We start from the raw sequence: 25,270 nt of genomic DNA, 5'->3' as shown, positions 1-25,270 counted from the left end.
AACTTTTTTCATTAATGCATAACTCTTCGGACAGAATAAATATCTGGTAATTTTTTGATTTTCTCTACTACTCGGTGCAAATGATCAATATTATGAATGGAAATGGTCATATCAATAACTGCCATTTTATTTTTATCAGAACGTCCGCTGACCGCGCTAATATTAGTCCTGGATTCAGTAACAGATTGAAGCACTTCATTCAGCAATCCACGCCGGTCGTATCCTGTAATTTCTATATCCACGCTATAATTTTTTCGCTTCTCATTCGAACCTTCCCATTCAACAGGAAGCAGACGCTGCTTTGCTTCTTCATTATTCACATTAGGACAGTCGACTCGATGAATCGAAACGCCCCGTCCTTTTGTAATAAACCCTATAATTTCATCACCAGGTACAGGGTTGCAGCATTTTGAAAGACGTATTAAAAGGTTGTCCACGCCTTTTACTCTAACACCTGTGTTTGTCTTCTTGGAGACAGTCTGTGTTGAAACATCTTTTACAGCCTCTGCGACAGATTTTTCTTCTTCTTCGCGCTCTTGCTGCTGACGAAGCTTCTCTGTAAGACGAGTGACAATCTGTTTTGGGCTGACTCCGTTGTATCCTACAGCCGCAAACATATCTTCTTCTCCGCTGAAACTGAATTTATCAGCTGCTTCTTGAATATTTTCTTCAGTTAAAATATTTTTTGGTTCAAAGTCCTGGGCCTTTAACTCTTTCTCTATCATTTCCCGGCCTTTTTGAATATTTTCTTCGCGTCGTTCCTTTTTAAAGAATTGTTTGATTTTATTTTTGGCATGCGAACTCTGGGTTAGTTTTAACCAATCTTTACTTGGACCATAGGAATGCTTAGAGGTCAGCATTTCAACAATGTCCCCTGTATTTAACTGATGATCAAGAGGGACCATCTTACCGTTCACCTTTGCCCCAATTGTGCGATTTCCTATTTCTGTATGGATTCTGTAAGCAAAATCTAGAGGAACCGAACCCCTTGGCAGCTCTATAACATCTCCTTTTGGAGTAAAAACAAAGACCATATCGGAAAAGAGATCTATTTTAAGTGATTCCATAAACTCCTGGGCATCTGTGGCATCGTTCTGCCATTCAATAATTTCACGAAACCACGTAAGTTTATCTTCTAACGATTTTTTTCCAGATACATTTTTCCCTTCTTTATATGCCCAATGCGCCGCTACCCCAAATTCTGCTACCCGGTGCATTTCTTCTGAACGAATTTGTACTTCAAGCGGTTCACCTTTCGGGCCGATCACAGTTGTGTGCAGGGATTGATACATGTTTGCTTTAGGCATTGCAATATAATCTTTAAAACGTCCCGGCATTGGCTTCCAGCACGTGTGTATAATGCCAAGCACAGCATAACAATCTTTAATGCTTTTCACTATAATTCTGACGGCCAGAAGATCATATATTTCATTAAATTGCTTTTTCTGCTTTACCATTTTGCGGTAAATACTATAAATATGCTTTGGACGGCCATAAATTTCGGTTGGTTCTACATTAATGTCGCCCATGCTGTTTTTTATATTCGCGATTACTTCTTCGATATATTGTTCACGTTCTGCTCTTTTTTGCTTCATAAGGTTAACAATTCGATAGTATTGCTGAGGATCTAAATATCTAAGAGCTGTATCTTCAAGCTCCCACTTTATAGTAGAGATCCCTAAACGATGGGCAAGCGGAGCAAATATTTCTAATGTTTCATTGGAAATACGGCGCTGTTTTTCTGGCGGCAGGTGTTTTAATGTCCGCATATTATGAAGACGATCAGCCAGCTTGATCAATATTACTCTTATATCCTTTGCCATCGCCACCACCATTTTTCGGTGGTTTTCGGCTTGTTGTTCTTCTTTTGATTTATATTTAATTTTTTTAAGCTTGGTTACACCGTCAACAAGCATTGCAACTTCTTCATTAAAAGTCTCTTGCAGGTCTTCAACAGTTACGTCCGTATCTTCTACCACATCGTGCAAAAAAGCTCCAGCTATCGTATCCGGGTCCATTTCAAGTTCAATCAAAATACCTGCAACTTGAATAGGGTGTAAAATATATGGTTCTCCTGATTTTCGATACTGTTCTTTATGAGCTTCTTCAGCATATTTATATGCACGTTCCAAAAAAGAAACGTCTTCATTCGACAAATAATATTGAGCTTTTTCCAACACTTCATCGATGGTCATGGAATCACCCTGCATGCCTTTCTAAAATCATTATTTCTTTATATTATCTTTAAGTTTGATGTTTCTGTAAAGTATTATGAAACCTGTCGAATTTTAGCAAAACTCTGCTGGTCTTCTAGTAAAGGCTCCAAAAAAATTCCGCGCTGCTGCAACGAGGTATTAGTACACCCTGTACAATGAACCCGATGTTTTGCTTATACCGTTTACCGATAAAATTTTTTACGCTCCTAACAGCGTTAAGCAAACCACAAGCATATTAACATCATTTTAATAGACTTTATTCACTTTCTATTTAGAAAAACTCGCCGAACGGCGAGCTTAAGCAGGAAAACAAATATGATATACATAATTGCAGATATCTTAACTACAGTTTCAGCTTACATTGCCACCTAAAGACTCTTCGGCAGCGGCGTTATTAGTATATCCAGGACGTTGAAAGCAGTAGTTATTTTACACTGTTTATCGATACTTCCCTAAAGTTTAACAAAATACGCTTTTGATAGGAATGTCTTATTTAATCAAATGTCACAAGGGAATATATGTCATAATTATCAAGGTTTTCCCGGCCATTTAAATAAAGCAGTTCTATCATAAATGCAAGACCGGCAACATTTCCTCCTAATTGTTCGACTAACTTCACTGTAGCATTAACGGTTCCGCCTGTAGCGAGCAAATCATCTGTGATTAATACATTTTGCCCCGGCAGGATAGCGTCTTTATGAATGGAGAGAGAATCTTTCCCATATTCAAGACCGTAATCTGCATCAACAGTTTCTCGAGGAAGCTTTCCCTTTTTACGCACCGGCACAAAACCTTTCCCAAGTGCATAAGCAATCGGACATCCTACTACAAAACCTCTGGCTTCTGGCCCTACGACCACATCAATATCTTGATTGGAAGCAAAAGCAGTCATTTCCTTGATTGCTTTTTTATAAACTTCTCCGTTCTGCATTAATGTTGTTATATCTTTAAAACGAATCCCTTCCTTAGGGTAATTTTCTACTACAGTGATATACTCTTTAAAATCCATTGCCAACCTTCTCCTTCAAATCATTTTTCAAAGTAACATCTGTTACATACGGTGTCAGTTTCTCCTTTAATTCATTATAAGTAGAATACAACAATTCCTGTTCAGCATGTTTTTTTTGAATATGATTCTGGTAATATAAAGAATTTGTTAAATCTTTTTTTGATGGTTTCTTGTTAATAGTAACAATACCGTTGTTCATTGTAACAAAATCCAGTTCAAAAAACACTTCTGTCATAAAAGAAACCGAGGAAGGAAGCCAGCCTTTGCGACGAGCTAATTCATCTCCATGTTTTTTTACATCAAAAGCTTCCCGCTTCTTTAAGAATGCGTAATACCATTTAAAGTCCTCACGTGTTGGAGTGGATTGAAAATATAGTTGATTTTTTTCTTCAAAGAAAGCATAAACTCTTTCTATTCCAGAAATACGTGACAGCTGGTTTTCTAACTCAGATATACTAGAAGGCATGTCAGCAATCACTAGATTATGAGCTAAGATTTCCTCTTCGTCTAACCGGTCAGGCAATATCGGTTTCTTATTTTCTAAAACTGGGAGCAGGCTTGAATATGTACTCTCTTGAAAAACTATTACAGCCGTATCTTCATCAGGCAGTTGATTAATTTGTTCTTCTAATTCATTTGGACTTTTCCTTTTATCAAACAGCTGCCATTCGTTTACCGCTACGTCCTGCAAGAATAATTGGGGTTTTCTAAAACCATTCCACTCATTAATGGACAATTCCCCTACAGCATCTGCTGACGCTCTCTCCGTTATTCCATCTGCGAGATGACCTAAACGAAAACCTATGCAGTCCAGTCGGACAGAATCAGAAGCTAATTCCATTTTCAAATGGTTTTTCTCACTTCCAATTTTTCGTTTAGATGCCACTTCTACATCGTTCAGCATAAAAACAGGCTTAGGATTACCTACGCCAAAAGGAGCCAGTTTTCTCATTTCTTCTAAAGAATTTATTGATACATCTTCGATTGAAATAGGCATATCAATTTTAGTTAAAGGAATTAATGCACTTTCGTCTAAGTCTCTTTGTGCCTGCTCACAGAGCCTGTTTCTCAACTCTTCAATATCATGCATGTTCATTGTAAGACCAGCTGCCATTGGGTGGCCCCCAAAATGAGGAAGAAGTTCTCGATTTTTAGATAACTGCTTGTATATATCAAAGCCCTCTATACTGCGCGCAGATCCCTTTGCTTCTTCTTTTTCTTCATCAATAGCTAATACAATAACCGGGCGGTAAAACCTTTCTGTTAATCTTGAAGCCGTAATACCAATTACTCCTGGATTCCAGCCTTGTTTTCCAACAACGATCACTTTATTATTTTCAGGTGGAAAATTGTTTTCTACTTCTTCTATTGCTTCATTAGTCATTTCATTGACAATGTTTTGGCGTTCTTTGTTTAAACTGTCAATGATCCGGGCCCATTCGTTAGCTTCTTCTTGATGAACAGAAGTAAGGAGATGTACAGCTGGATCAGCCGCTTCCATTCTTCCAGCAGCATTAATTCTTGGTCCCATCGCAAATCCAACATGTTCTTCCTGAATATCTTCTCCATCAATTCCGCAAATAGACTTTAATGCCTTTACTCCCGGTTTTTGTGAACTTGAAAGTTCTTTTAATCCGACTTTTACCATTGCTCTGTTTTCATCTAATAATGGTACCAGATCACTTACCGTTCCTAAGGTAAAGATGTCAAGCATATGTTTTGGAAAATATCCAAGCAACGCTTGAGCTACTTTTAAAGCGATTCCTGCTCCAGCCAGTTCTTTAAAGGGATAAGTACAGCCCGGCTTTTTTGGGTTAACAATAGAGTATGCTTCAGGCAATTCCGGAGGCGGCTCATGATGGTCTGTTACGATTACATCCAGTCCTATATCATTTGCTGCTTTTATTTCTGAAACAGCTGCTATTCCAGTATCTACAGTAATGACTAATGAAGCTCCTTCTTCCCTGGCTGTTTTCAATGCTGGGATATTTGGTCCATACCCTTCTGTAAATCTGTTTGGTATGTACCAGCCAAAGTCAGCTTTCAACTCTTTTAACAGCATAATCATAATAGTTGTACTGGATACACCATCAGCATCATAGTCACCGAACACAAGAATTTTTTCCTTGTTTTGTACTGCTTGTTTGATTCTATTAACTGCTTGCTCCATCCCATCCATTAAAAATGGATCATGTGTTTGAGTTATATCTGAATATAAAAATTTTTGTGCTTCCTCTTTATTTTTATACCCTCGTCTCCATAAAATTTTTGATGTTAAAGAAGATAGGTGTAAATCCTGCTGTAATTCTTCATACCCGTTAAGTTCTTCTTCCGTCCATTCCCAACGTGTTTTTGGTCTTAACATAAAACCACCCCTGACCCACTTATTATACTAAAGCCGATCAGGGGATACAATCAGTCAACACATGTTTCCTATGATCGTCTTTCCTTTCTCTTAGAGGCGGCATCTTCTTTCATGGTGCTTGCAGATCTTGACTTCATTGAATGGCCATCCCTGTCTGCAGGGTTTTGAGCTCTTCTTTTCCAATGTTTAACCTCTTGCTGTAATCGATATACTCGTAACATCCCAAGAGATCCAACTATAATAGCACCCATTAACACAGAGCCTAGTATAACTAAAATTAATGGCCATTCAGCTGAGCCGAACAAATAATTCACTTCCACACCATCCACATTAATTACTGCAAAAATAGCAATTACAAGAGCAGTTATAATTCCTAATATTAAAACAGATTGTCCCCTCATTTTCCTGCTCCTTTCATTTACTCGTCAGCCTTCATAAGGATTGATGTGAATAAATACATCTTTAACGTGCTCATCTTCTAAAAGTTTTTCTTTTACCTTTTTACCAATAGCGTGTCCCTCTTCAACTGTAATTGCTGGATCAACTGCTATTTTTATATCAATTATCACATAATGTCCGTGTTCCCTTGCAAAAAATTCATCAATTTGTATAACACCTTCAATTTCTTCAGCTTGTTCTCTCATTTTCACAGTGTCTTCAACATGTAATACATGATCCAATGCATTATGAATAGATTCTTTACCTAACTTCCAGGCCATTTTCATAATTAAAATAGCTACAAAAACTCCTGCAGCGAGATCACCATATAACAACCAGGAAATATTTAATTGATTCCCTAGAAGCGAAGCCCCTATCCCTAACAGTGCAGCCAGGGATGAAAATACATCCGAACGATGGTGCCAGGCGTCTGTTAAGAGTGCGTCACTTTTATATTTTTTACCCAGAAAATGTTTATAGCGAAACATACTTTCTTTTAAAAGAATGGAAAAAACAACAGCATATAAAGCAGCTGGCTTAGGTACAGTAACAGGATTCCCTGCATCTTTTAATGCATCTAAACCTATTTCAAAACCAACGATAAACAATAGTACTGCAACAATAATAGCTGTAACCGTCTCTGCTTTTCCATGGCCATATGGATGGTCTTTATCTGGAGGGAGTTTGGCAGCACGCACTCCAATTAACACTGCAACAGATCCCACTACATCTGAGGCAGAGTGAACTGCATCAGCGAGAAGTGCACGGCTGTCTGCTACCCATCCTACAACACCTTTTATTAACGCCAGAAAAATGTTACCAAAAATACCGACCAGTGCTCCAGTCCGTACCATTTTATAACGCTGTTCATCATAGTTTTCCAATTTCCCACCACCAATTTAACGTCACCTTTAAATTATACCAATTAAAAGGTCATGGTATGTACCATGACCTTTTAAACAACTATAACTCCGGTTCTAAATCTTCTGGGTCTTCTTTTTTCGGCTTATTCTTTTCTCGTTCCAAACTTTTCCACTTCCAAACCAGCCATAACTGAGAAGCTAGAAATAATGAAGAATACGTACCAGCTATTAAACCTACCAATAAAGCAAATGAAAAGGAACGAATTGCTTCTCCTCCAAGTAGAAATATACAAGCTGCTGCAAAGACAACTGTTAATACTGTGTTGATTGACCTTGCCAACGTTTGGTTCAAACTAATGTCTACGACAGAAGCCAAATTATCAAAAGTCTTTATTTCTTCTTGCTCACGCATATTTTCCCTAATTCGATCAAACGTCACTATCGTATCGTTTATCGAATAACCCACAATCGTTAACACAGCTGCAATAAAAGGAACGTTAACTTCAAATTGCAGAATTGAAAATATAACTATGATAAAAAAAGCATCATGAAGCAGAGCGACTATAGACGCAACCCCATATAAAAATTGGAAACGAATACTTACATAAATGATTATCCCTACAGAAGCAATCAAAACTGAAATTAGTGCATTTTTAGCTAATTCCTGCCCCACCTGCGGCGAAACCGTACTCACACTAGGTTCATTATCATACTTGTCCATAAAATAATTTTGAATTTCAGCTATTTCACTTTGGTCTAACGTACCAATAAAACTTGCATAAGCCATTTCATTGTTATCTCCAGCTAGAGTGACATCATCGGGTTTATAACCGCTCCCGGCTTCGGAAAAGTCTTCATAAACCTGGTCTTCCGTTAATGTGTCACCTGCTAATACTTCTACTTTTGAGCCGCTCTCAAAATCAATACCAAGGTTTAATCCTACAGTGGACAATAATATTATTCCTAAAAGCGTAAAGGCTAGAGAAAACATGAAGAACTTTTTTCGGTGTTTAACAAAAGGCAATTGTTTTTTAGTCTTAAAGTTCACTGATTTCACTCTCCTTTACTCCAAAAACCTGGGGTTTTTTATTAAAGATTCTGCTTTTAACCCATAGTCCGAGAAGAAGCCTGGATCCATAAACTGCAGTCAGAAAGCTTGTTAATATACTTACAATAAGCATTACAGCAAATCCTTGTACAGAACTTGTACCATAGTAAAACAGGACCCCAGCTGCAAGAATGGTCGTAATATTAGCGTCTAAAATGGTTGAAAGCGACCTTCTTGAACCAGATTTAAATGCTGACATGATTGATCTGCCTGATCTTATTTCTTCCTTTATTCGTTCATACGTAATGATATTAGCATCTACTGCCATACCAACACCTAAAATAAGAGCCGCAACACCTGGAAGTGTCAATACGCCTTGCATCCAATAAAAGATTGTTAAAACAATATAAATATATGCGCTTAACGTTACTGCTGCAATTACACCCATAAAACGGTAGTAAACCAGCATGTATGCCAGAATAAGGCCAATACCAATAAAACCTGCAAAAATCGTTTTTTCCATTGCATCTTCTCCAAGGGAAGCACCAACAGCATTGGAGTAAATTTCTTCAAGTTCTACTGGCAGAGATCCTGAATTAAGCACTTCTGCCAAAAACTCTGCTTCTTCTAGTTCAAAATCTCCTTCAATTTGTATGTTTTTATGATAAAGGGGCTGATTTACAGTTGGAGCTGATAAGTATTTAGGTTCCGCTTCTTGCGATTCTTCTGTAAAAGAATCTCCTTCTTCATAATCAAGCCAAATGACAAGACGATTATTAGGAGGGTTATACTCATTCAGTATGTTTTCTGTTACTTTCCCAAAAGCATTTCCATCTCGTAACGTTACGGTCACAACCGGTTGATTTGATTGATCAAAACCTACACTTGCTCCATTTTCTTCAAGGTCTTCACCGGAAAGATGCTCGTTGTCATCTACATCCCGGAAGCTTAAATCAGCTTCGGTAGCTAAAAGCTCCCGAGCTGTTTGCTGATCTTCCACCCCGGCAAGCTGGACCCTGATCCGATCTTCACCTTCTATCGTAATATTTGGTTCAGATACACCCAGCACATTAACTCTTTGGTTTAAGGCACTCACTGTTGCTTGCAAGGTTTCTTCTGTGATTTCCGATCCATCCTCTGCCGGGTTCACTTCATATAAGATTTCGAAACCGCCTTGTAAATCCAGTCCCAAATTAATTCCTTTTGCGGTATTCATAACGGTTTGTGAAATAATCCCGCCCAAAAGGATTACAATCACAAAAAAAACCACAATTCTCCATTTTTTCACCATTGGTGCTTCATCCTCCTTCGGCCGGCTTCCCTAATGCCGTACAAGTAACAAAGGGAAAGGCCGTCTCAAAACAGTAGTTTCCTTGTTATACTATGTTTTAAACATCCTATTTGAAAAGCGTAAGCGCCCTAAATAGCCAATAGTCCTGCCTTTCTTTCTAACAAGTTAGCTTGCTTTTTTGAAGAAAGGTAATTAGTCATTGGCTGGGCGCTGATAGTGAATATCTTTTTTAATCCAACTATGATTCTTAAAAAATTATGTAAATGATTACCTTTGAAAGCAGCATTTTAATTATACTGATGCCTGGTTTTTTATGTCAAATGACGTTTATTTGAAGTGTGGCTTTCAATTTCTCCCATTAAATCGTCCAAACTTGAGGGATCAGAATAATGCAAGCTGCTTTCTTTGTAGGAAGAAATAGTTAATCTGTTCATATATTCACTAAGTCTTAATGTTAATATTATATTGATTAAAACATGAAAACGCATATAACCGTCCATTTTTTTTATTTTTTCCATCACACAATTCCACACTTCTTCTTTATCTGCATGGTGGTAGCCGAGCATATGAAATTCCTCTACTTTGCTCTTTAACGCAGGTTCAGCATCTGATTTCCAAACTTCGAACTGTTGTTCATCCATATTAACTTCCTCCCAACATTCTCTAAAAAAATGTCATGCTTGTCCGCGCATTTGGCATATATATTTCTAGAAGCGGATTGAATTTTACCCTAATGAAACGTTTATTATTAAGACCGGCAAAATAGGGCCTGTTCACAAAGTACGCAAGGGGGCTTCTATGTTGGTGCGTTAATTCTAGCCGCATAAAAAATGGTCTGATGAAGTGCTGCAACTGAAAAAGACGGGGGACGAAAAATGAAACAAACCTTTATTCAAGGAACAATCATATTGATTGCAGCCGGTTTGATTACTCGTATACTCGGCTTTATAAATAGAATTGTTACTGCTAAAATTTTAGGCGCTGAAGGCGTAGGCTTGTACATGATGGCTTTTCCATCTCTTTTACTTATTATTACCTTAACACAATTAGGACTTCCTGTAGCGATATCAAAATTGATTGCAGAAGCAGATATTGAAAATGATACGAAAAAAATGAAAAAAGTACTTGTAGTATCCCTTTGTGTAACAGGATCATTAAGCATTTTCTTTACTATTGCTTTGCTGACAGCAGCACCTTTTTTTGCAAAGTATTTCTTAACAGACGATCGTGCCCTTTTTCCCTTGATTGCTATTGCTCCCATAATACCAATTGTTGCCATTTCCGCAGTACTTAGAGGATATTTTCAAGGTCATCAAAACATGAAACCAACAGCCATTTCACAAGTTATAGAACAAACTGTACGTATTTCGCTCGTTGCAATATGTACGAAAGCTTTACTTCCATATGGGCTCGAATATGCGGCGGCCGGTGCCATGCTTTCAGTCGTTGCCGGTGAACTTGTATCACTAATGTATATGACCAAATGTTTTAAAAGCAGTAAGCCGCTCAAAATTAGAAGCCAATTTTTAGAGGCTCTTAAAGAAAGTAAGACTACTTTTCAAAATTTAATGGGAATTGCTTTGCCAGCAACCGGAAGCCGAATGATTGGGTCAATATCATTATTTTTCGAACCTATAATAATAGCACAAAGTCTTGCACTTGCTGGAGTGGCCACGGCTGCAGCAACAGCCCAATACGGTGAATTAAGCGGGTTTGTCATCCCACTCTTGTTTCTGCCCACTTTTATTACCTATTCGTTTTCTGTTACATTGGTTCCTGCTGTCAGCGAGGCGGCAGCCAATAAAAATTATACAGTTATTCAAAATCGGCTTCGGCAGACCCTTCGCACTGCTTTATTAGCAGGAATGTTTTCTTCTATGTTTTTATACGTATTTGCAGAATTGGTGATGACAGTAATGTATGACGCTCCTCACACCGCCTATTATATTAAAATCCTGGCCCCATTTAGCATTTTCCTATACTTACAAGGTCCTCTTCAGGCAGTTTTACAGGGGTTAAATCTTGCTCGTTCTGCGATGGTTAACACTCTAGTCGGGGCCATCATTAAAATGGCTGCCCTTTTTGTTCTAACGTCGCAGCCAGAATTAGGTATTAAAGGAGCTGCCTTAGCAGTTGCAATTAATATGATGCTTGTAACTCTGCTTCACCTTTATGTAGTCTCAAAAGCAGTTGGTTTTATTTTTGAAGGAGCTTATGGTTTTATTGTATTTTTAATAGCTCTGTTGTCTGTGTCAGGCACCCAATTCATAGTTAAAAATTTTTTAGAAGGACAAACAGCTGTAGTACAAATCGTTTCTGCGGGAATTATTTCATCTGGAATTTATTTTATTTTATTAATGGCAGCCGGAATAATAAAATGGAACCAGCTTAAAAAGCTCGTTCCTAAAATGTAATTTGTACTCTTTATTCATCCTTCAAGTCGATATATAAAATCCCATTTTCCTGCAACACACAGTAAGAAACAGATTTTAAACTATCAATGCCCGCCTTTCTCAATTCTCTTCGCAGCCAAAGTTCATCTTTTTTTGCCCTTTCAAGCTGCTCCATTTGCATTTCTCCATCAATAACTAAGGGGATAGGATAGGAACGTTCCTGTTCGTCCTCTTCTTTTTGTTTTTCAAACACAGATAATTCCCCAGAAGGCTCTAATATAGCAAATTCCACATCAGAGACGTCTTTTACATTATTTTCTCTAATCTGCATTAACAAATCATCAAAGTTATAGCGCTGTTTTTTCATTTCTTTTTCATCAATTTTTCCATCTTTAATTAAAACCGTCGGTTTTCCATCAATTAGGTGGCGCAGCTTTGGACTTTTTAATGACAAATAAGCTAGGACTATTTGAATAATGGAGAGGACAATAATGGGAGTGAAAGCTTCAAATATAGGAATTTTCACATTTTCTATTGAAACGACAGCCAGTTCGGCAATCATAATAGCTACTACAAAATCGATAACAGAAAGCTCTCCAATTTCTCTTTTTCCCATCACTCGTAAAATGATCAGTAAGATCATATATACGAGAAGGGTCCGCAGCACAATTGTAAATACCTCCACACTCTCCACCTTCTTGTCTCACATCGTCTCCGTTATTGTTACCTATTGCCCTTTTATACATGTATTCCTTAATAAAATAATAGATATCTCATGTACACGTAGACGGTTGAAATGATTAGCGATATGAGTGCAGTCGGAGCACCGATTTTAAAAAAGTCCAGGTAACTAAATCCTTTCCCTTGTTTAGAAGCTAAGCCAGCAACTATGACATTTGCTGTTGCGCCAATAATTGTGGCATTTCCTCCTAGACATGCTCCAAGTGCTAAGGCCCACCAAACCGGCTCAAGATCTCCCATTCCATAGCCTTCTAATTCAAGGATTACTGGAATCATTGCCGCAACAAAAGGAATATTATCTACAAAACCTGAAACAATACCTGATATCCATAATAAGGATAAAGACGTCTTTGTCATATCCCCTTCTGTCATAAATATTATTCCTCTAGCCAGTTCCTCTAACAATCCAGTCTCTTCCAGCCCGCCAACAAGCATAAACAAACCCACAAAAAAGAATATTGTCGTCCATTCCATTTGTTTAAAAACAGCCTCAGGATCAGCTTCTTTTTGTGTTAGAAACATTAAAAAGAGAGCACCGCCCATTGCAATGGCAGTTAATTCCACTTTTAATAAAGGCTGAAGCAAAAAAGCAGATATTGTAATTATCAAAACCCAAACTGATTTTCTTAATAAAGGTTTGCTTGAAATAAACTCAGCCGCTTTTAAATTCATCAATTCCTGCCTTGCTTCTTGACTATTTTTTCGATTTAAAACTTTTTTATAGTAAAAGGTCAGTCCTATCATCGTAAGTATAAATATCATAACAGCTGGGGGGCCTAAGTGTATTAAAAAATCGTTAAAAGATAGATCTTTTGCTGCCTGTCCAATCATCAAATTTGGAGGATCACCAATTAACGTTGCCGTACCTCCAATATTTGATGAAATAATAATGGCCATAAGAAAAGGTATAGCTTTTAAGCGCAGCATATTAGTTAATGTAAATACCACAGGAGTAATCAGCAGTACAGTTGTTACGTTGTTAAGAAACGCAGAGCCTGCAGCAGTTAGTAAGGAAAGTAATACTAGAAGTGGAAGCGGCTTACCCTTCACTAACTGTGCTGTACGCACAGCCGCATATTGAAACATACCGCTTTGACTGCTGATTGATACAATGATCATCATAGACAATAATAAAGCAATTGTGTGCCAATCTATATATCGAAAAAAAATAAGACCTAAATCAAGCACTCCGAAAATAACCATTAATAGGCCGCCGGCACATGCCACTAAAGCACGATCTCCTTTTTCTGTTATGAGAAAATAATAGCTGAGCAAAAAAATGAAAAGAGCAGTTAACACTTCTTCCACGTAAGCGACCACCTTTTTAGGGGTTTGTACTAGCCTATGTACAGCGGTCGCTATTCTGAACTGATATTTTCTCATTGCGGGAATTAGAGAAGGCTTTAAGTATGCGGTTACATTTTAATTTTCTCATAAATTTTCCTGTTTTTCTGACATTTCAAAAACAAAAATCTTCTATTTTAATCCCCTTGTCCATATACCTTTAATAAAAGATTAAAAAGGGGGATTGATATGCAGCGTTCGAGCCGTTTTAATGCGATAGGAACAGGAATGACAGTAATAATCGGACTCCTTATCGGCTGCAGTATAATATTTTCTATACTGCTTCGATTCACAGCTATATCTGAAGGAGCTATACAATGGTTATTGTTCATACTAGCTCTTTTCAGCTTTGGTATAGGAGGATTTGTATCAGGAGTTCGTTCAAAAGAAAGAGGCATGTTTACTGGGGTATTAACAGCGTTTGGAGTATTATTAATTATCGTCTTGTTTCAGTATCTTGGATATGATAGTTCCTTAAGTGGTTTACAAGCGGTTTTTTTCTCAAGTTTCCTTGCTTCTTCTGCAATTGGAGGGGCGATAGGCGTAAACGCTGTATCTCTTTAAAAACGGCCGGTACAATCAAAAACTGTTCCCCCGCTTTGAGAGGGGAACAGTTTTTAGAATGTGTGTCGAATAATTAATTTAGGTTGTGAGATTTTTAAAGCTTCTTATGTATGAAGACCAAATTAGTCTTCATTGACGACATCACGCACAGAATTGCGATCAAAAGTAAGCTTTTGATTGTTCTCTACAAGGATAACAATTTTGTTCTCATCTAACGCATCAATCGTTCCATGCAGACCGCCAATAGTAACAATACGGTCTCCTTTTTGTAAGTTGGCATGCATTTCTCTAACTTGCTTTTGTCGTTTTTGCTGCGGTCGAATCAGCAAAAAATAGAAAATAGCAAACATGAGAATCAACATAATAATTGCTTCCATTATTATCCCTCCCTTCATAGCCTTCCCACAGTAAAGCTACAGTCTTACAGAACAGGGCTTTCTTCATTTAGAAATTTTTAGCATTTTGGCTGTAAAAACCATATTGCTCAAAAAATTCCTCTTTAAAATCAAGCAGCCTGTCCTCTCTTATAGCTTCACGTACCTGTTCCATTAATTTTAACAGGAAATAGAGATTATGGTAAGAAGTAAGTCGAAACCCAAACGTTTCATTGCATTTAACAAGATGTCTAATATAAGCTCGGGAATAATTTCTACAAGTATAACAATCACATTGCTCATCAATAGGCCGAAAATCCCGTGAATATTTAGCATTACGAACAACTAAACGTCCGCTGCTAGTCATACATGTTCCATTTCTTGCAATTCGAGTTGGCAATACACAGTCAAACATGTCTATACCACGGATTGCTCCATCAATTAGAGAATCAGCAGAGCCTACGCCCATTAGATACCTTGGCTTATCCTCTGGTAAGAGCGGAGTAGTGAAGTCGAGCACTTCATTCATAACATCTTTAGGCTCACCAACAGACAATCCGCCTACAGCATAACCCGGAAAGTTTAAAGAAATCAAATCATTTGCGGATTGTTTCCTTAATTCTTCATATTCTCCCCCTTGCACAATACCAAATAAAGCTTGGTCACCTGGCCTTTGGTGGGCTTTTAGACACCGTTCTGCCCACCTTGTTGTGCGCTCAACGGAGGCTTTCATATATTCTTTATCTGCAGGGTATGGAGGACATTCATCAAAGGCCATCATAATATCAGGACCGAGAGCATTTTGAATATTCATTGCTTTCTCAGGAGACAAGAATAGTTTTTCCCCGCTGATATGATTTCTAAAATGAACTCCTTCTTCTTTAATATCACGAAGTTTGCTTAAACTGAAAACCTGATAGCCGCCAGAGTCTGTCAGGATAGGTTTTTCCCAATTCATAAACGAATGAAGCCCTCCTGCTTCAGCTATTATATCTTCTCCGGGGCGGAGCCACAGATGATATGTGTTGCTTAAAATAATTTGTGCTGCCATTTCATCTAATTCATCTGGACTTAACGTCTTCACTGTAGCCAATGTACCTACCGGCATGAAAATAGGAGTTTCTATTGTACCGTGCGGGGTATGAATTTTTCCTAATCGAGCCCCTGATTGTTTACACGTCTTCATTAATTCATAGGTCACTGCCGCCATGTCTTGTGACTTCCTTTCATTATTAGCATCGCATCCCCAAAGCTGAAAAAGCGATAACGTTCTTTTACTGCTTCGTCATAAGAAGATAAAATAAAATCTCTTCCGGCTAAAGCACTGACGAGCATTACAAGTGTAGATTTCGGCAAGTGGAAATTAGTAAGCAAGGCATCTATTCCTTGAAAGGTATAGCCCGGATATATAAAAATATCAGTCCAGCCAGAATCTTTTTTGTAGGATCCGCCTCCCTTTTGTGCTACTGTCTCTAAAGTTCTGGCAGAAGTGGTACCGACTGCTATAATGTTATTTCCATTTTCTCGTGTTTCATTTAACAAATGAGCTGTCCCTTCACTCATTTGATAAAATTCAGCATGCATATGATGTTCTTCTATTGTCTCAGATGCCACTGGACGAAATGTACCCAGCCCTACATGCAGGGTGATTGTGGTAATGTGCACTCCCATCCTTTTAATTCGATTTAAAAGATCCTCTGTAAAGTGCAGGCCGGCGGTAGGAGCAGCAGCTGAACCATCATGCTTTGCGTATATTGTTTGATACCTGTCTTTATCCGAAAGCTTTTCCTTAATATATGGGGGAAGAGGCATTTCACCAAGCTCATCAAGTATTTCTAAAAACACTCCTTCATACTCAAAGCGAAGCATCCTTCCACCGTGTTCTAATACCCCTGTGCATTCCGCTTTTAATTTACCATTGCCAAAAGAGAGCCTAGTCCCAGGTTTTACTCTTTTTGCAGTCTTTACTAGTGTTTCCCACTCATCTTGCTGTTCTTGGTTTAAAAGAAGCACTTCAACCTGTCCGCCTGTTTCTTTTTCGCCAAACAAACGAGCAGGGAGAACTCTTGTATCGTTTAAAACAAGACAGTCCCCTTCCTTTAGATAATTTAGTATAGCTGGAAACTGTTCATGTTTATACTTTTTCACTTCTGGGTCAAGCACCATTAAACGTGATGCGTCTCTTTTTTTTAATGGAGTTTGAGCAATTAATTCCTCTGGTAAAGTGAAATTAAAATCTTCCACATTCATTTTTCTGTTCAACCTCTTTTCTAACGTTTCCCCTTTTTTAGTGAATGAAGGAAACAAACCTCAACAATTATTTTAGGAAAACCCGGCTTCCCCCTTGTAAAGGACACCGCCTAAAAAACCACGTCCTGCGGCAGCAGTATCATGTGTCCTTTCTATACGTTAAAAGCCATTATTTCTCTTAACAGTACAAAAAAAGTTTTCGATGACAAGCAGTTCAACGAAACCTCCCAAGAATATAAAACAAAAGAGAAAGTACAATACTTATCACAATAGAAGTAACGATCGGAAAATAAAATGTCGTGTTTTCTTTTTTAATAATAATATCGCCTGGTAATTTACCAAGTGAAATAAATTTTCCGCCTACTTGCCAAATTAACCCGAATATAATAAGAGCAATGCCAAGTCCAATTAACAGTTTTGGCAGATCAGTCATGTCCGGGCACCTCCATCTGTAAATGCTCATAAACTTGAGCAGTAACCATTCGTCCTCTTGGAGTTCGAATTAGAAAGCCAATTTGCATTAAATATGGTTCATATACGTCCTCTAACGTATTGGCTTCTTCTCCGATAGTAGCCGCAAGTGCTTCTACCCCTACAGGCCCTCCCCGAAATTTTTCAATAATGCTTAAAAGCAGCTTATGATCGATTTCATCTAAGCCAAGCCGGTCAACTTGTAATCTTTCCAATGCATTGGAAGCTAAGGCGGCTGAAATTTCACCGCTCCCCTTTACTTGAGCAAAATCCCTAACTCTTCTTAATAAACGGTTAGCTATTCGCGGAGTCCCTCTGGATCTTTTTGCTAATTCTAAAGCTGCGTCTTCTTCAATAGGGACCTCCATCAATTCACTGCTCCGATTTATTATCTTTGACAGCTCTATTTCATTGTAATATTCAAGCCTCGAATGGACACCGAAACGGTCTCTTAAAGGGGAGGAAAGCATTCCTGCGCGAGTTGTTGCCCCTACAAGAGTGAAAGGAGGGAGGTCTAAACGAACAGATCTTGCAGTAGATTCTTTTCCGATAATAATATCTATACAGAAATCTTCCATGGCAGGATATAAAACTTCTTCAACTGAACGAGGCAGACGATGGATTTCATCAATAAATAATACATCGCCCGGCTCTAATGCTGTCAATACAGCAGCTAAATCTCCAGGGCGCTCTATAGCTGGTCCTGAGGTATTCCTTATGTTTACACCCATTTCATTAGCAATAATCATAGCCAGTGTGGTTTTCCCAAGTCCTGGAGGTCCATACAAAAGTACGTGGTCCAGGCACTCTTCTCTTATTTTTGCCGCTTCTATAAACACCTCAAGGTTTTCTTTAACTTTTTCCTGTCCTATATACTGGGAAAAATCTATTGGTCTTATGCTACTTTCAGCGGCGTCATCTTCTTGATGAGCTTCTTGCGAAACTACACGTTCTTCCATCTAATCACCACCTTTATGCTGCTTAACAAAATACATGCAGGAGGAGTTCGAAACGGTTTGTATTATGATAAATTCTCCTTTTCCAACTTCTATACCTCTTGTTAAGAAAGCATCCATTGTAATGCTGTTCTTACATATTCATCTGCACTAAGGTTTTCCTTTTTTAGTTTCGGCTTTACTTTGGAGATTTCTTTTTCCCCGTATCCAAGTGCTTTAAGGGCTTCCAAAGCTTCTTCAAGCGCGTCTTCTTCCAATGTTGGAGCTTGTTGATCGATTAACGAAACTGTTGAATCAGAAGCATCACCGATAATTTCCTGTAGCTTTCCTTTTAAATCAAGTATCATCTGCCTGGCCGTTTTTTTTCCAACTCCAGGGAATTTTACAAGGAATTTTTCATTTTCTTCTTCTATGGCCTGCATGACCTGAGCAGGTGCCCCAGCAGCAAGTATAGCCAGAGCCCCTTTTGGTCCAATTCCCGATACCTGTAATAGCTGTTCAAACAATCCTCTCTCTTTTCTAGAAGCAAATCCATACAAGCGAAGCGCATCCTCTTTAACATACTGATATGTATAAATTGTTATCTCTTGCCCATTTTTATCAAATACAAATGGATTTGCACAATAGATAAGGTATCCAATATTATTTACTTCAAGTGTAATCGTTTCTCTTTCTGTGTGTACAACCGATCCTCTTAGAAATTCATACAAAACAAGTTTCTTCCTTTCCCTTTAATAACACGAACATGCTTTCTTTTATAATAGCAAAGTGTGGTAACAATGAAAAACAAATTAATGTTTTTCATACGGTTTTTTTAAAATTATTTGATCTTCATGCTGATCAATAAGTTCCCAATTTTTATATTTGTTCCAGAAATCTTCTACTGCCCATACTGTTTCGTACCTTTTTTCTGTTACGACTACCCCATTTGAAGTCTCTTTTTCTAGGATCACTTCATAGATAGCAGGATATCCAGGATGATAATTATCAGCCATAGTCCCTTTTATCGGTATTGTGAAAATAAATCCAGTTATTAACAGCATTATGCAAAAACGAAGTACTGATAATATCATAAGCCTGCTCCTTTATTATTTATAGAAAAAACCTTTTTTATGGAAATCTTCCCCCATAAAAAAGGTTTTTATTCCTAAATACCTTAATAAGATAATCTAGCCAGTTGTTTTTCATCCACTTCAAAATTATGATATACGCTTTGCACATCATCATTATCTTCCAAAGCGTCAATCATTTTTAACATTTTTTCGGCGTGCTCATCAGTAAGCTCTGCTTTGGTCTGGGGTATCATAGTTACTTCTGCTTTGGAAAATTGGAAGTTCTTACTTTCCAATTGTTTTTTTACATCTTCAAAATCATTTGGAGGTGTTTGAATGTAAAAACTTTCATCGTCTGAATCAAATTCTTCTGCCCCAGCTTCTATCGCTTCAAGCATAAGCTCCTCGTCATCAATTTCGTCTGTACGATCTATTATTAATTGCCCTTTTTTGTCAAAAAGAAAGGAAACACAGCCATTTTCCCCCAGGTTCCCTCCGTGCTTTGTGAATGCATGGCGGATATCAGCAGCTGACCGGTTTTTATTATCAGTAAGTGCTTGAACCATAACCGCAGCTCCTCCAGGACCATAGCCTTCATATGTTATTTCTTCGTATTGTACGCCTCCTGTTTCACCAGCTGCTTTTTTTATGGTACGTTCAATATTATCATTAGGGATATTCTCCGCTTTCGCTTTCGTGAGAGCCATGCGGAGTCTTAAATTTGTATTGGGATCGGTCCCGCCTTCTCTCACTGCAGCAAAGATTTCTTTAGAAAGCTTTGTGAATATTTTTGCTCTTTTTGCATCCTGGCTTTCTTTTCTTCTTTTAATATTGTGCCATTTGGAATGTCCGGCCATTGTTCATTCCTCCTCTATATCTCCAATAACTTAATATAGCATAAAGTGTCAGAACAATGAAAGCATTCCACCTATTTTAAAATAGCATAATGAAGCGTTCCACAGTAGAATTAATCCTGCTGTGAAACGCCTGAATTAGTTAGCTTTCCTGGAATGGCTCTTGAGCAGCATCACTTAGATCTTCAATCATTGCATTGATAGTATCTCCTGCTTCATCTAATCCCATGCCATTCTGCAGGTTATCATCGATTTCCTGGATGTTTCCAAAATGTTCTTCATCAGTAGTGACATATACGTTTTTATCTTCATCTAAATCTTCTTCAACTTGACTTTTAATTTTTTCAGCTAATTCTTTCGCTTTTTCTTCATCTTCATACGTGTCAATACCAATGAGGACATCTTCGTCCCGAACAATGACTCGACAATCATCTACACCTTCTAATTTTTCCACTTCACTAGAAATTTCTTCAGCTACTTGTTGATTTTCTCCCTGGCCGCCGGCTTGACCATCATTGACATTTCGAGTATTTAATGCACCGCGGTCTCCCACCATGCCATCTCTGTCACCAATTTGTCCGCGATTGTTCATCCGGTTCCCTTGATCATAGTTCCTGCCGCCTTGCTGACGATCATCCACAGTCATCATATCGGTTACTGGACCTTCACCGCGGTAATTATCTCTTCTATAGTCTCCCCCGGCATTTCGGCCATCCATATTATTGTCATAACCGCTGTAACGTGCAGGAGAAGCTCCCATTTCATTATTGTCATCAGCGGCTCCACATCCAGTTAATCCACTTGCAATGATAGTAAATGCTGTCATTGTTAATGCAGCTTTTTTCATTTAAAAACCTCCTTTCATCACTTAGCTTGACTCAAGGAGGTTATTTTTAAGCTGTTATTTGAAGGTAAGAGTGGTAATTGCTTTATTTTTTAATCGTTGTCTCTATTATAATTATTCATCCAAGGTGAATACATCCCGCCGTAGTTATTGCCGTTATTATTGTTGTAATAATTATTATTATCGTTATTATTGTCATAATAATTGTTACTGTAATAATTACTGCCGTTATGATTATTGTTATTATAGTCGTTGTTATTACCATACTCTCCATAATTACCATAACTTGGATGATTTTGATTCATCATGTGACTTGGTCCATAGTTAGGAAACCCGCCCACATGTTCTTGACTATAAGGCATCGGTATATTATGCATCATGTTTTCATCACAGGGACCGCTGGTGATAGGATACATTGGCTGTTGCATAGGTGAATGCATAGGCATCATATGATGGGTAGGACCGCATGGCGGACAGCAAGGAATCATTGGCGGCATAGGTGCACAATGGCCGGGTCCCTCCATCATGTATGGCATTGGGTGAAAAGGCATAGGCGCATGCTGTATTGGCTTGCTTTGCATTTTTGGCATTTTTGGCATTTTTGGCATTTTTGGCATTTTTGGCATTTTTTGTTCCTTTGGCTTTGCAATTGGCTTTTCTTCTTTTTTCTTAGGAGCATACTTTTCTTTTACAGGCTGTTCTTTAGGCTTTTCTTTCTTGGGTGCTTCAATTGGCGGCTTTGACGGATATGGTTTGTATAAATTAACATTCATATTGAAATACTGTTCTTTAGACGGACTAACAATCGGAGGTTTTGGAGGCATTGGATTAGCCTGGTTAATCGGGGGCATTTTCGGCTTATGTGAAACTTGCGGCTGTTTTGGTGCTGGTTTTGGTGCCGGCTTTGGTGCTGGCTTTGGTGCTGGCTTTGGTGCCGGCTTTGGTGCCGGCTTTGGTGCCGGCTTTGGTGCTGGTTTTTTTTGAGTTGGTTGTTTAGGTGCCGGTTTTTTTGGTATTTGCTCTTCTTTTTTCTTTTCTTTAGGTTGGTATTGCTGATTAACTTCAGGTTTCTGCTGTTCTTTCTTTACAGGAACACTTTTGGTTGGAATTTTAATTTTCATCCCAGGCATTATTTTATCCGGATCAGCCAGATGAGTATTCGCCTTTTTTACAGCCTCAAAATCGACATTATATTGCTGGGCAAGTTTCCATAAAGTATCCCCTTTTTGCACAATATGAATCTGCATTATATTTCCTCCTCCTAGAAATGATCGAAGCCGGTATGAAGAAGTTATTGGTAATTCGGTCTCACTTCTTCCCTTCCGTTCCCATCGTCTATGGCAAGCATATGCGTGAGGAAATATATATATGACTTCCCTTCAAACCACACACCTGCATGGCTGAATCAACTGTTCATACAGGAAGGTATCCTGTAAAATTAAACTAATATTTTTTACCACATTGGAGGTTTAAGATTTGGCTCAAGAGAACAAAATACCCGGAAATAAAAGAAGAGAAATGATTTTAGAATGGCTCTCAGATGCTGTGCATCCCATTACAGGAAGTGAACTTGCCTTAAAAACAAAGGTGAGCAGACAAGTTATTGTGCAGGATATCTCGTTATTAAAAGCAAAAAACCATCCGATTATTGCCACTTCTCAAGGCTACCTGTTAATGAATAAACAACAAAATGCATCCATTAAAAAGCAAATTGCATGTTTTCATTCCTCTGATACTTCCGTTACAGAAGAGGAATTGAATATTATTGTTGACCATGGTGCAACAGTTAGAGACGTTAGTATCGAGCATCCATTATATGGAGATTTAACCGCTTCATTAATGTTATCAACCCGAAAAGATGTACAGCAATTTATGGAAAGATTAAATGAAACTCAAGCTCCGCTGTTATCTGAATTAACAGATGGCACTCATTTACATACGATTGAAGCACCTTCAGCAAAAATTATTGAAGAGGTTGAAAATGCTTTAGAGGTGAAAGGTTTTCTTTTAACATAAGAACAAACAATCGAGTAGGAGGGGTGGTTAACCCCGTCCTCTCACACCACCGTACGTACGGTTCCGTATACGGCGGTTCAATAGTTTGATTGTGCTTTCTCGAAAAGTCGGTTTAGATTTTTTAAACCGACTTTTTCGAGAATCTCATTTGAAATGGCTCTGTGTAGAACATAACTACATGCGATACGCCAGTACCCTTGCCGTATGTTTGCCCACTCCCAAGCCTTTGGTTTAGGAACTTTAAGTTTTATCAGACTCTTATACTTTGTCTTCACTTTCTTCCAGCGTTTCCATATGATTTGCCTTATTCTGCGTCTGATCCATTGATCTATGCGCCGAATATATCCCTTCATATAACTAATCCCATAGTAGTTTATCCATCCGGTCATGACTTCGTTGACTTCCTTGATAATGTCACGGATGTTCCCACTTCGGTTTCGTTTGGTCCGCTGTGTTAGCTTCTTCTCAAGGTTCTTTTTGGACTTTTGATGGGGGCGAAACCCTACACCTTGCTTGGTGCTATGCAGACAGAATCCGAGAAACTTCCTTCAGATTCCACCTCACGATGGACACCCTTGCCTTCCGCTAACAGTTCCTACTGCCAAGCCTGTAGTGGACTTGCACCACCTAGCTGTTAGACATGCCGGGCGCACTATGAAAAAGCCTCTCCCTTATTTCGGGACGGGCTTTCCTTCTTTTATATCGTGAGAGAGAAAACAGGGATAACTCCCAAGTATACGTACTCCACAACCAAGGGCTTCCACTTCAGCAATAACTCCTGGTATTAATACCTCATCCATTTCTTGATCAACATCTATGATAAAGAAATAATTTCCTATTCCAGTTTTCATTGGTCTTGATTCAATTTTCGTGAGATTTAATTTTCGCCAGGCAAATGCGGAAAGTACTTGATGTAGTGCTCCTGAATAATCAGAAGGAAGGGTAATCATCAATGTTGTCTTTCCGTTTTTCTGTTTTTTATCTTCTAGAGATACCTTGCTGTCTTTATTAGAAAGCAATACAAATCTGGTGTGATTATTATCATAATCATGAATATTTTGTTTAACAATTTTTAATCCGTATTTCTCTGCAGCCAGATAATTTGCAATAGCAGCGCCATTAATACCCGGATGTTCAGAAATATCTTTTGCTGCAGAACTTGTAGAATTAGTATAATAAACTTTCACATTTGGTAACTTGGTATTAATAAATTCATCACACTGAGCGATAGCTTGAGGATGAGAATAAAGATCACTTATATTCTCCCAGTCCTTTTCTCGTGCAGGGTGCACCATCAAATGTTGTTCAATTGGTACTGTAATTTCCCCAATAATTGGAAGATCATGTTTATGAATTAAGTAATCAAGAGTCATATTTACAGACCCTTCGATGGCATTTTCCAAAGGTACGACTGCTATATCAATATCTTTTTCAGCTGTAGCAGCCATACAAGCCGGTATAGTACTATAAGAATAACGATCACTGTCAGGCATAACAGCTTTAGCAGCAGCTTCGGTGAAAGTTCCTTCCGGTCCCAAATAACCTACTTTTTTTGTCATCTGCTCCACTCCCTTTATTTTAACGTACTGATCTAAAATTTATTTTTCGTTATAAAGAACCGGAACCAACAATTTCAGCATTTTCTACTGCTTCCATTGCTTGAATTCTTTTTACCAAATCTCTAATCTCAACCTTTAACGCTGAAGTATCTACTGTTAAAGTCACGTTTGCGCGGCCCTGTAAAGGTATAGATTGATTAATCGTTAATACATTAGAATTAGCTTTAGCAACTTCCTTTAATAAAGCAGATAAAGATCCTGATTTATCTGCTAACTGTATAGACAAAGTAATTATTTGTTCTTGAATCATTTGATGAAATGGGTAGATAGCGTCTTTGTACTTATAAAAGGCACTTCTGCTTAAATCTACTTTCTGTACAGCTTCAGCCACTTTCTGAACTTTTCCGCTTTCTAAAAGAGCTTTTGCATCTAATGTTTTTTGCATGGCTTCCGTTAACATATCCTGTCTTACCAAATAAAAATTGTCAATTTTTTCTGCCATATTTTCACCACCGCAGGTACTAGTAAACATAAAGTGATTGTACCGCACTGATTATTAATTATAAAGTTGCAAAAACTTTTTGATAACGTTTATTGTGATACAAGAAGACTTTACCAAAAT

The 25,270-nt window shown here is 38.1% G+C and carries 26 protein-coding genes; 3 read left to right on the top strand and 23 right to left on the bottom strand.

From position 1 onward, the window contains the following. Positions 1 to 11 precede the first annotated feature (11 nt). From ACE1TI_RS08080 to ACE1TI_RS08045, 8 genes are all read right to left on the bottom strand, one after another. A complete protein-coding gene (locus ACE1TI_RS08080) occupies positions 12 to 2,210 on the bottom strand; it encodes a RelA/SpoT family protein (protein WP_375007072.1) in 2,199 nt (732 codons plus the stop codon). A gap of 499 nt (positions 2,211 to 2,709) precedes the next feature. Then, complete coding sequence (locus ACE1TI_RS08075; protein WP_375007071.1) at positions 2,710 to 3,225, bottom strand: adenine phosphoribosyltransferase; 516 nt, start codon at positions 3,223 to 3,225, stop codon at positions 2,710 to 2,712. Next, a complete protein-coding gene (gene recJ / locus ACE1TI_RS08070) occupies positions 3,215 to 5,590 on the bottom strand; it encodes a single-stranded-DNA-specific exonuclease RecJ (protein ID WP_375007070.1) in 2,376 nt (791 codons plus the stop codon). Before recJ ends, ACE1TI_RS08075 begins: the two co-directional genes overlap by 11 nt. A gap of 68 nt (positions 5,591 to 5,658) precedes the next feature. Then, complete coding sequence (locus ACE1TI_RS08065) at positions 5,659 to 5,991, bottom strand: LapA family protein (RefSeq protein WP_375007069.1); 333 nt, start codon at positions 5,989 to 5,991, stop codon at positions 5,659 to 5,661. Between the two features lie 24 nt (positions 5,992 to 6,015). Next, the gene (locus tag ACE1TI_RS08060) at positions 6,016 to 6,882 is read right to left on the bottom strand and encodes a cation diffusion facilitator family transporter (protein ID WP_375007098.1); all 867 of its coding nucleotides are present in this window, start codon (positions 6,880 to 6,882) and stop codon (positions 6,016 to 6,018) included. A 109-nt stretch (positions 6,883 to 6,991) separates the two neighbouring features. Then, positions 6,992 to 7,939 (bottom strand): protein translocase subunit SecF, encoded by a 948-nt coding sequence (secF, locus tag ACE1TI_RS08055; protein ID WP_375007068.1) that lies wholly within the window; start codon positions 7,937 to 7,939, stop codon positions 6,992 to 6,994. Beyond that, positions 7,929 to 9,230 (bottom strand): protein translocase subunit SecD, encoded by a 1,302-nt coding sequence (secD, locus tag ACE1TI_RS08050; RefSeq protein ID WP_375007067.1) that lies wholly within the window; start codon positions 9,228 to 9,230, stop codon positions 7,929 to 7,931. Before secD ends, secF begins: the two co-directional genes overlap by 11 nt. A 311-nt stretch (positions 9,231 to 9,541) precedes the next feature. Beyond that, positions 9,542 to 9,871 carry a post-transcriptional regulator gene (locus ACE1TI_RS08045; RefSeq protein ID WP_375007066.1) on the bottom strand — a complete coding sequence of 110 codons (330 nt, stop codon included), beginning with the start codon at positions 9,869 to 9,871 and terminating at the stop codon, positions 9,542 to 9,544. A 234-nt stretch (positions 9,872 to 10,105) separates the two neighbouring features. On the opposite strand from ACE1TI_RS08045, the gene spoVB reads away from it, so the two are divergent. After that, on the top strand, positions 10,106 to 11,644 hold the full coding sequence (gene spoVB / locus ACE1TI_RS08040; RefSeq protein WP_375007065.1) for a stage V sporulation protein B: 1,539 nt from the start codon (positions 10,106 to 10,108) through the stop codon (positions 11,642 to 11,644). Between the two features lie 10 nt (positions 11,645 to 11,654). On the opposite strand, the gene ACE1TI_RS08035 is transcribed toward spoVB, so the two are convergent. Together ACE1TI_RS08035 and ACE1TI_RS08030 are read right to left on the bottom strand one after the other, a co-directional pair. Further along, on the bottom strand, positions 11,655 to 12,308 hold the full coding sequence (locus tag ACE1TI_RS08035; RefSeq protein WP_375007064.1) for a DUF421 domain-containing protein: 654 nt from the start codon (positions 12,306 to 12,308) through the stop codon (positions 11,655 to 11,657). Between the two features lie 68 nt (positions 12,309 to 12,376). Further along, a complete protein-coding gene (locus ACE1TI_RS08030; protein ID WP_375007063.1) occupies positions 12,377 to 13,672 on the bottom strand; it encodes an ArsB/NhaD family transporter in 1,296 nt (431 codons plus the stop codon). A gap of 225 nt (positions 13,673 to 13,897) precedes the next feature. Here ACE1TI_RS08030 and ACE1TI_RS08025 point away from each other — a divergent pair, with 225 nt between their 5' ends. Next, entirely contained in the window at positions 13,898 to 14,272 is a 375-nt protein-coding gene (locus tag ACE1TI_RS08025; RefSeq protein WP_375007062.1) for a TIGR04086 family membrane protein, read from the top strand. Between the two features lie 122 nt (positions 14,273 to 14,394). Here the strand turns inward: ACE1TI_RS08025 and yajC are convergent, their stop codons facing one another. From yajC to safA, 10 genes are all read right to left on the bottom strand, one after another. Further along, positions 14,395 to 14,649 carry a preprotein translocase subunit YajC gene (gene yajC / locus ACE1TI_RS08020; RefSeq protein ID WP_375007061.1) on the bottom strand — a complete coding sequence of 85 codons (255 nt, stop codon included), beginning with the start codon at positions 14,647 to 14,649 and terminating at the stop codon, positions 14,395 to 14,397. Positions 14,650 to 14,716: 67 nt separating this feature from the next. After that, on the bottom strand, positions 14,717 to 15,856 hold the full coding sequence (tgt, locus tag ACE1TI_RS08015) for a tRNA guanosine(34) transglycosylase Tgt (protein WP_375007060.1): 1,140 nt from the start codon (positions 15,854 to 15,856) through the stop codon (positions 14,717 to 14,719). Further along, a complete protein-coding gene (gene queA, locus ACE1TI_RS08010) occupies positions 15,844 to 16,896 on the bottom strand; it encodes a tRNA preQ1(34) S-adenosylmethionine ribosyltransferase-isomerase QueA (RefSeq protein ID WP_375007059.1) in 1,053 nt (350 codons plus the stop codon). Before queA ends, tgt begins: the two co-directional genes overlap by 13 nt. 214 nt (positions 16,897 to 17,110) lie before the next feature. After that, positions 17,111 to 17,329, bottom strand: a complete 219-nt coding sequence (locus tag ACE1TI_RS08005) for a DUF2905 domain-containing protein (RefSeq protein WP_375007058.1) — start codon at positions 17,327 to 17,329, stop codon at positions 17,111 to 17,113. Beyond that, on the bottom strand, positions 17,322 to 18,326 hold the full coding sequence (gene ruvB, locus ACE1TI_RS08000) for a Holliday junction branch migration DNA helicase RuvB (protein ID WP_375007057.1): 1,005 nt from the start codon (positions 18,324 to 18,326) through the stop codon (positions 17,322 to 17,324). The genes ACE1TI_RS08005 and ruvB overlap by 8 nt, the downstream gene beginning before the upstream one ends. 101 nt (positions 18,327 to 18,427) lie before the next feature. Continuing rightward, positions 18,428 to 19,033 carry a Holliday junction branch migration protein RuvA gene (ruvA, locus tag ACE1TI_RS07995; RefSeq protein ID WP_375007056.1) on the bottom strand — a complete coding sequence of 202 codons (606 nt, stop codon included), beginning with the start codon at positions 19,031 to 19,033 and terminating at the stop codon, positions 18,428 to 18,430. A gap of 81 nt (positions 19,034 to 19,114) precedes the next feature. Beyond that, positions 19,115 to 19,396: a BofC N-terminal domain-containing protein gene (locus tag ACE1TI_RS07990; protein ID WP_375007055.1), complete on the bottom strand. Its 282-nt coding sequence runs from the start codon at positions 19,394 to 19,396 to the stop codon at positions 19,115 to 19,117. Positions 19,397 to 19,479: 83 nt separating this feature from the next. Beyond that, complete coding sequence (locus tag ACE1TI_RS07985) at positions 19,480 to 20,232, bottom strand: YebC/PmpR family DNA-binding transcriptional regulator (RefSeq protein WP_375007054.1); 753 nt, start codon at positions 20,230 to 20,232, stop codon at positions 19,480 to 19,482. A 139-nt stretch (positions 20,233 to 20,371) separates the two neighbouring features. Beyond that, positions 20,372 to 21,076 (bottom strand): YhcN/YlaJ family sporulation lipoprotein, encoded by a 705-nt coding sequence (locus tag ACE1TI_RS07980; protein ID WP_375007053.1) that lies wholly within the window; start codon positions 21,074 to 21,076, stop codon positions 20,372 to 20,374. A gap of 89 nt (positions 21,077 to 21,165) precedes the next feature. Further along, positions 21,166 to 22,320 (bottom strand): SafA/ExsA family spore coat assembly protein, encoded by a 1,155-nt coding sequence (gene safA, locus ACE1TI_RS07975; RefSeq protein ID WP_375007052.1) that lies wholly within the window; start codon positions 22,318 to 22,320, stop codon positions 21,166 to 21,168. Between the two features lie 229 nt (positions 22,321 to 22,549). Here safA and ACE1TI_RS07970 point away from each other — a divergent pair, with 229 nt between their 5' ends. Beyond that, a complete protein-coding gene (locus tag ACE1TI_RS07970; RefSeq protein WP_375007051.1) occupies positions 22,550 to 23,089 on the top strand; it encodes a transcription repressor NadR in 540 nt (179 codons plus the stop codon). 77 nt (positions 23,090 to 23,166) lie between these two features. On the opposite strand, the gene ACE1TI_RS07965 is transcribed toward ACE1TI_RS07970, so the two are convergent. The 3 genes from ACE1TI_RS07965 to ACE1TI_RS07955 all read right to left on the bottom strand — a co-directional run bounded on the left by ACE1TI_RS07965 (position 23,167) and on the right by ACE1TI_RS07955 (position 25,150). Beyond that, a complete protein-coding gene (locus ACE1TI_RS07965; RefSeq protein ID WP_375007097.1) occupies positions 23,167 to 23,616 on the bottom strand; it encodes a group II intron maturase-specific domain-containing protein in 450 nt (149 codons plus the stop codon). A gap of 144 nt (positions 23,617 to 23,760) precedes the next feature. Further along, the gene (gene pheA / locus ACE1TI_RS07960) at positions 23,761 to 24,648 is read right to left on the bottom strand and encodes a prephenate dehydratase (protein ID WP_375007050.1); all 888 of its coding nucleotides are present in this window, start codon (positions 24,646 to 24,648) and stop codon (positions 23,761 to 23,763) included. A 49-nt stretch (positions 24,649 to 24,697) separates the two neighbouring features. Next, positions 24,698 to 25,150 (bottom strand): ACT domain-containing protein, encoded by a 453-nt coding sequence (locus tag ACE1TI_RS07955; RefSeq protein ID WP_375007049.1) that lies wholly within the window; start codon positions 25,148 to 25,150, stop codon positions 24,698 to 24,700. Positions 25,151 to 25,270: the final 120 nt, after the last annotated feature.

This window comes from Alteribacillus sp. JSM 102045, assembly GCF_041949975.1.
Lineage (GTDB): Bacteria > Bacillota > Bacilli > Bacillales > Marinococcaceae > Alteribacillus.
This window is presented reverse-complemented; position numbering and strand designations above follow the sequence as displayed.